General features: G+C 43.1%; 7 protein-coding genes. 2 read left to right on the top strand and 5 right to left on the bottom strand.

The window, feature by feature from the left end:
• Nucleotides 1–173: 173 nt before the first annotated feature.
• Together MSG36_RS18265 and cysB are read right to left on the bottom strand one after the other, a co-directional pair.
• Nucleotides 174–1,376 (bottom strand): methyltransferase, encoded by a 1,203-nt coding sequence (locus tag MSG36_RS18265; protein WP_248369188.1) that lies wholly within the window; start codon nt 1,374–1,376, stop codon nt 174–176.
• Nucleotides 1,377–1,546: 170 nt separating this feature from the next.
• On the bottom strand, nt 1,547–2,521 hold the full coding sequence (gene cysB / locus MSG36_RS18260; protein WP_061039392.1) for an HTH-type transcriptional regulator CysB: 975 nt from the start codon (nt 2,519–2,521) through the stop codon (nt 1,547–1,549).
• Between the two features lie 322 nt (nt 2,522–2,843).
• Between cysB and MSG36_RS18255 the strand changes: the two genes are divergently transcribed.
• Complete coding sequence (locus MSG36_RS18255) at nt 2,844–3,608, top strand: hypothetical protein (protein ID WP_048614538.1); 765 nt, start codon at nt 2,844–2,846, stop codon at nt 3,606–3,608.
• A 143-nt stretch (nt 3,609–3,751) separates the two neighbouring features.
• Nucleotides 3,752–4,507 carry a tRNA isopentenyl-2-thiomethyl-A-37 hydroxylase MiaE gene (miaE, locus tag MSG36_RS18250; protein ID WP_008224293.1) on the top strand — a complete coding sequence of 252 codons (756 nt, stop codon included), beginning with the start codon at nt 3,752–3,754 and terminating at the stop codon, nt 4,505–4,507.
• Nucleotides 4,508–4,611: 104 nt separating this feature from the next.
• Here the strand turns inward: miaE and pyrF are convergent, their stop codons facing one another.
• The 3 genes from pyrF to MSG36_RS18235 all read right to left on the bottom strand — a co-directional run bounded on the left by pyrF (nt 4,612) and on the right by MSG36_RS18235 (nt 6,893).
• Nucleotides 4,612–5,307, bottom strand: a complete 696-nt coding sequence (pyrF, locus tag MSG36_RS18245) for an orotidine-5'-phosphate decarboxylase (protein WP_017078954.1) — start codon at nt 5,305–5,307, stop codon at nt 4,612–4,614.
• Nucleotides 5,308–5,432: 125 nt separating this feature from the next.
• Nucleotides 5,433–6,608: a lipopolysaccharide assembly protein LapB gene (gene lapB / locus MSG36_RS18240; protein WP_016769333.1), complete on the bottom strand. Its 1,176-nt coding sequence runs from the start codon at nt 6,606–6,608 to the stop codon at nt 5,433–5,435.
• Nucleotides 6,609–6,620: 12 nt separating this feature from the next.
• The gene (locus tag MSG36_RS18235; RefSeq protein ID WP_017066774.1) at nt 6,621–6,893 is read right to left on the bottom strand and encodes a lipopolysaccharide assembly protein LapA domain-containing protein; all 273 of its coding nucleotides are present in this window, start codon (nt 6,891–6,893) and stop codon (nt 6,621–6,623) included.
• Nucleotides 6,894–6,921: the final 28 nt, after the last annotated feature.

The raw sequence follows: 6,921 nt of genomic DNA, 5'->3' as shown, positions 1-6,921 counted from the left end.
GAGTGCGCTTAATGTAGGTATTATTTGAAGTAGTCATAATTCGTCCTCAATGTGTAAACACATTTCAGGACGGGACACACATTAAACAAAAAGCCAGTACGACATTATGTCGCACTGGCTTTTTTGCATTAATGGATTTAGGTCGTAAAAACACGTAACAGTACGATTTACCACTAGCGCTCGATTTTAACCCCATGAATCAATAGGTTTCTTGGCGTAATACTGCGTTCGCAGAACTCTTCAATCGAAGCTTCATAACCTTGCTCTTGCAGATAGATAGCGCGATCTAAAGCTAGCCATATCTCTAAAGGCCTTCTAAAAACTTGTTGAACCAAACTCAGCTTCTCCATTTCCCAGAAAAGCGCTTCGCCTTGAATCAAATAAGAGTCAAAATCAATATCTGAGCCCAGCGATAGCTCTTTCACTTCAGATGCCCAACGGCAGAAAGATTCAAAACCCTCAGCTAACTCTGATTTTTTGATGCTCGGTACAGGAATGTATTCGTCAATGTTAAGTTCAGCCTTAAGTAACTGGCTGAAGCCTAGACGATAGCTCATCTCTAGTTGACGATGTCTTTTTACTCTTTCACCACCAGTGACGGTTTCTTGAAGCGGAATTCTTAAGTCGCTCTTACTTAACGTTAATGCTGATCTTTTCGCGACAGAAGACATCGCTTGGTAGTTTTCGTCTCGAATAAGATGATAACAACAAGGAGAAATAGTGACCGCTGGTAGCCCATGTGACACTGACTTTTTAACTAACTCGACATGAAGATCGCCACAAGCATGAAGGGCTACGGCATGTTGGCTTGAGTTAAACACTTCATCAGCGCTTTCAGAAAAAGCATCACCTTGAACAAAGTTCATCGCTAATTTCTGGTCATCAGCAATCTTTTGTCCGCTTTCGCATAACGATTGCTGCCATTCAAAGCTAGTGACTTTTTGATCCGATTGCTGAGATAGGATTCGACCAAGAAAGCCTTTACCAGAACACCACTCGAGCCACTCTTTGCCATGATGATGCTCTAATACAGCCTCGCCCATTGCGACAATTTGATGTAGCTTTCGGCCAGGAATACCATCAGCAGTACCACGTGGGAGGTCTAAACCAACCAAAGCTGTGTTATCGAACTGGATGTTTTGGGTAGCAGTCTCTAATTCAGGTAGGAAACGAGTCAGTTCCTCAATCAAAAGTTGAGGCTGCTCTTTTAAGGTTTGAATGCTTTCATTATCTAAGCTTTCTAACCAATCAACGAGTGGACGATTGACCTCCTTCCACGGCTGCTGTTGAGTTTGGCATAGGTGAAAAGGCTCTGAACGCCAGTAAATCTGGTGCTCTAGCAAAAATGAATCGAGAATTGTAAATCGTGAATGCATGCTTCCCCCTATGATGCGTGGATTGTAGGGGTAAGAGGTCGAAATGGAAAGGGTCGAAATGGAAAGGGTCGAAATGGAAAGGGTCGATAAAGAAAACGAAAGCTAAAAGCCCAAAAGAAAAACGGCCTGCAAATACAGGCCGAATAAGAATCTAGATTTACACGATGAGATTAACGAACAGGCAGCTCGATATCTTTAAACATCTCTTCGATCTCTTCATTCGATTTCAAAGAAATAGCTTGCTCAACCACAGGGCGAGTCAAGTGCGGTGCAAAACGCTCCATAAAGTCAAACATGTAAGAACGCAGGAAGGTACCTTTTCTAAAGCCAATACTGGTTGTGCTCGCACCAAATAAATGGCTCGCATCAATCGCAATCAAATCGGTATCTTGCTCGTGGTCAATCGCCATACTTGCGATTACACCAACACCAATGCCCATACGAACATAGGTTTTGATTACGTCTGCATCGGTCGCGGTAAACACAACACGCGGTGTTAACCCTACTTTGTTGAACGCCGTATCAAGCTCAGAACGACCAGTAAAACCAAACACGTAGGTCACTAGGGAATAAGCCGCAAGATCTTCGATCGTGATATTACGCTTCTGTGCCAGAGGATGATCTTTGGTCACGACGATCGAACGGTTCCAGTGGTAACAAGGCAGCATAATCGCATCTTGGTAAAGGTGTAGCGCTTCCGTTGCAATCGCAAAATTGGCTGTACCTTTAGCGACGGCTTCTGACATTTGGCTTGGCGTGCCTTGGTGCATGTGAAGCGATACTTTAGGGTAACGCGCCGTGAAACCTTTAATCACATCAGGCAGTGCATAACGAGCTTGAGTATGAGTCGTTGAAATATTCAATGTCCCCATCTCTGGATGAGTGTGCTCACCCGCTACCGCTTTAATACTTTCAACGCGCGCCAAAATCTCTTGAGAGATACGAATGATATCCTCACCCGCTTGGGTAACCTGCGTTAGATGCTTGCCGCTACGCTCAAAAATCTGAATGCCTAGTTCGTCTTCAAGTAATCTAACTTGCTTACTAATGCCAGGCTGAGATGTGTACAAACTCTCTGCTGTAGCTGAAACATTTAGGTTATGGTTTACAACCTCAACAATGTACTTCAGTTGCTGTAACTTCATATCTAACCTCGTAATCCTTTACTCATTTCTGTGCTAACTTATTTGCAAAGAGAGCGTTATAGTCGCGTGTAATATAATTAATAGTTATAACGCTTCGAACACAAAAATGACAGGAAAATTGAGTTTTTCTAGCTTAACAAACAAAAACATCACTAACGCTTTGCAACCCAACCCTCATTCTCATACATTAGTTGGTAAGTTTTGATTGCCGATTTCGCTCAACAAGAGATAATCAGAAATTGCAATTTACGAGTGCCGATACACAATGGAATCGTGTATCCTCTCCAGTTAGCTATAGAAAATAATAAGCAGACTCAAATATATGAATATTGGTTTAATAATCGCCTTAGTAGCCGTTCTTTTGGTGTTAGTTTTAGGCTACAACATCATGCTTCAATATAAAGTTAAGGTAGAAACAGCGAAGAAACAGGAAGCTTCTCGTTATCTAACCATTATTGACGGTACAGAAGAACTGATTGGCAACGCTCATCACATGCCGTTTAGCCAAGATCTTCTTGTATGCTTAAACAATCGAATTCTTGATGCATTAGAAAACATGTATCAACTCGATCCAAAAAATAAGCAGCTTGCCCAACGCATTGAAAGTGTAAAACAACAAATCACTCAGCTTAAAGAGAACTACAAAGGTGGTGAGAGCACCGCTTTCCGCGTACCAAGTAGTGACAAGCAAGCGATCATGATGCTTAAGTTAGTTAAGCGCCTGCGTGATACAGTACGTAACGAGCACAATAAAGGCCGTTTCGAGACTCAAGCTTATGTGGTTGAAAATGCTCGCCTAGAAACGATTCAAATCCGTATTAACATTGAAAATGTTATTAAACGTGCAAACGATTCGATTTCTCGCGGACAGCCGGGAACAGCGATTCAGCTATTACGCAAAGGTATTGATGCTTTAGCGACTAAGAACGACTCGTACTCTAATCAAGCCAAAGAAAAGCTTCAACAGATGCTTAACGAGCTTGACCAGAAACGCCAAGACAAAAACGCTCAAGATTTGCAGCAGATGGAATCTAAAGAGCGTGAAGACGATATGGATGCCCTCTTCGGTCAGAAGAAGAAATGGTAACAGTCTAACTCAACACTTAAAGGCCGCCTTATTTACATTAAATAGGCGGCCTTTTTTATAGCTGTTGAATTTCCTTTCTCTGTATAGGGAGATCTCTTGAGCTGTGATAAAATCACCGCATTATCAACAAACTTTCCCTGACCATGTATCAAGAATTACTCGCTCCAATCCACTCTTTTCTTAAAGCCGAAACACCAGATTCATGGATAGATGAAGCCAAAAAGCCTGAAAATCTTCACATCATTCTACGCGATCACATGCTGTGTGAACTTAAGGCGGCACAGAGTGCTTTGTTCCTTATTCGCAAGTACGCTGTCGATAAAGAAAGCGCGAAGCAACTGAATGAATGGATTTTGCCATACGAGCAATTTGCTTACCGTCGTATCGGAGACTTAGAGTCTCTGCGTGGTAAAAGCAACGTATCCAAGCAAATCACCGCAAAAGAAGGCTGTAATTACGGTGCTGACCTGATCGATAAGATGGTATTACTGATCAAAGAAGAGCTGCATCACTTCTACCAAGTCATGGAGTTGATGGAGAAGAAAGGCGTGACTTACCAGCCAATCGAGGCGGGTCGTTACGCTAAAGGCTTGATCAAACAAGTTAAGACTTACGAGCCTGATGCTCTGGTTGATAAGCTTATCATCGGTGCGTTTATTGAAGCTCGCTCTTGTGAACGCTTCGCTAAATTGGCTCCTTTCTTGGAAGAAGACATGGAGAAGTTTTACGTGTCTCTACTTCGCTCAGAAGCTCGCCACTACCAAGACTACCTTGAGCTAGCAGAACAGATCGCAGGGAAAGATATTTCAGAGCGTATTGCGCATTTTGCTCAAGTAGAAGCTGATCTTATCACTTCAGATGACAGCGACTTCAAATTCCATAGTGGCGCTCCGGTTTAAGCTCCACACAGAGCATTCAGTCCAGATTAGACTAATCCAGACTAAAAAATTAAGGCCAGCAATTTGCTGGCCTTCTTTATTTATATCTCAATCTAAATATAGACTTAAGCTAACGTACCGTTGATCTCTGCAAGCACAGCAGCAGGGTCTATAGCTTGCGTAATCGGACGGCCGATAACAAGGTAGTCTGAGCCTGATTCAATCGCTTTAGAAGGCGTCATGATACGCTTCTGGTCACCAACATCTGCGCCGACAGGACGAATACCTGGAGTAACTAGCTTGAACTCCTGACCAAGTGCACCTTTAAGCAAAGATGCCTCTTGTGCAGAACATACAACACCGTCTAAGCCTGAGTTTTTCGTTAGAGAAGCCAAGCGCATCACTTGTTGTTGTGGTTCAAGATCCAGACCGATACCCGCTAGATCAGATTGCTCCATACTGGTGAGTACCGTTACACCGATTAACAGTGGACGGTCTTTGCCATAAGGTTCTAAGATTTCGCGAGAAGCCGTCATCATGCGCTCACCGCCACTTGCGTGTACGTTCACCATCCAAACACCCAGTTCTGCGGCAGCACGAACTGCTTTTGAACATGTGTTCGGGATGTCGTGGAATTTAAGGTCTAAAAATACTGAGAAACCACGCTTATGTAATTCACGAACAAATTCAGGGCCAAACAGGGTAAACATCTCTTTGCCCACTTTTAGGCGGCAAGATGCTGGGTCAATACGATCGACAAAGGCTAACGCATCCGCTTGATTATCATAATCCAAGGCTACAATGATTTTTTGGTCGTTCATTTCATCTCCTAACGCAGTTAACTTTCTAAATAATTTTCAATCACCTAAGCAGGTGATAAATAACAGTCATAAAAATGCAGCCCGAAAGCTGCAATTAATAATTTGGTCTTAAAGTGACCACAAATCTATTCACCATCAAGCCCACGAATAGGCTTGATCGTCCCCCACCCTTTACATGAAGGGCAGTGCCAATACATTGAGTGTGTTGAGAAACCACACTGACGACAACGGTAATGAGGCTTAACCTTAAGCTGTTCACCAACCATAGATTGAAGTGTGGTTAAGCTGTCTTTTGCTCGGCCTTCTTCTGCTTCCGCTAGGTGGTAATCGATTAATCGATAAAAACCTTTCATGGTTGGATTTTTAACAAGCTGCTTTGTCAGTAGCTCTTGAGCAGAGCCTACATCTTCATGGTGAGCAACCAATTGCGCCAGCATCAGTTCGGCAGATACACCGGCTTTCTTCTGAATACAAGCTTTGAGGAACTCAACCAATTGAGCTTCTTGTCCAAGCTTGTGGTAACACTCAGCAAGGGTTGGCAACACCTCACTGATAAAATCGATATCTTGTTCAAGTACCGACTCAAGACAATCTATTGTCTTTTGGTAATCTTCATTCGCTAGGTGGAACTTCCCTAACGCGATACTTGCACGAACACATTTAGGGTCTTCAGAAAGCGCCTTCTTAAAATGCTGAAGCGCTTTAGAACGATTACCGTCGGCTTGTTCTTGCATCGCAAGCTCACACCAGAAATGCGCAACGGTCGCACGCATCTTCATTTTTTTCTTGCCGAGCTTAACTAAGATATTTCCGTAATGGATGGCTTTGTTCCACTCACGGGTCTGCTGATAGATAGCAACCAACTGCTGTAAAGCGCCCTCTTTATGGTCAGGTTCTTCTACAAGCTGCTCAAAGATTTTTTCAGCGCGATCAAGGAAGCCAGAGACCATGTAGTCTTTGGCTAATTGTTGCAGTGCGAGGTTTTTCTGATCGAGGGTAAGCCCCGAACGAGAGATGAGATTTTGGTGAATGCGAATAGCGCGGTCGACTTCGCCTCTTGAGCGGAACAAGTTGCCCAAAGCCAAGTGAGTATCGATGGTTTCATTGTCTACTTGAAGTAGCTCAATGAAGTGATCAACCGCTTTGTCAGATTGATCTGACAGTAATAGGTTCAAACCCGTCACGTATTGACGGGAGATCTGGTGTGATTGCTTTTGTTTTTCTTGCTGAGCATTACGATTACCCATATACCAGCCATAAGCGGCTGCGATAGGCAAAAGTAAGAACAGTAACTCTAACATCAAATATAGCCTTTAAGCTTTAGTATCAGCAGCGACCTGCTTTGATTGCTTATTGAGTTGCTTCTTCAAGCGATGAATTTTTAGCTGAGACCGCATGTGCATATTACCAAAGACTAACCAAGCAAGGGCGAAGCCTGAAACGAATACAACACCTAATAAACTTGAGAGGTGGAAGTCACCTTGCGCTAGCAGATAGTTGAAATTCACAGTTGTTTGGTTTTGAGAGCCTAAAGCCAGTGCAATTAGGAAAAGTGCGATAACGGCGACTATTTTTATAATTTTCATAGTTCATCACTCATTGGTTGGTTAGCTG

The organism is Vibrio sp. 1CM8B, from assembly GCF_023161685.1.
In the GTDB taxonomy this organism is placed as follows: Bacteria; Pseudomonadota; Gammaproteobacteria; order Enterobacterales; family Vibrionaceae; genus Vibrio; species Vibrio coralliirubri.
Note: the sequence above shows the minus strand (reverse complement) of the source record. Positions and strands in the feature narration are given on the sequence as shown.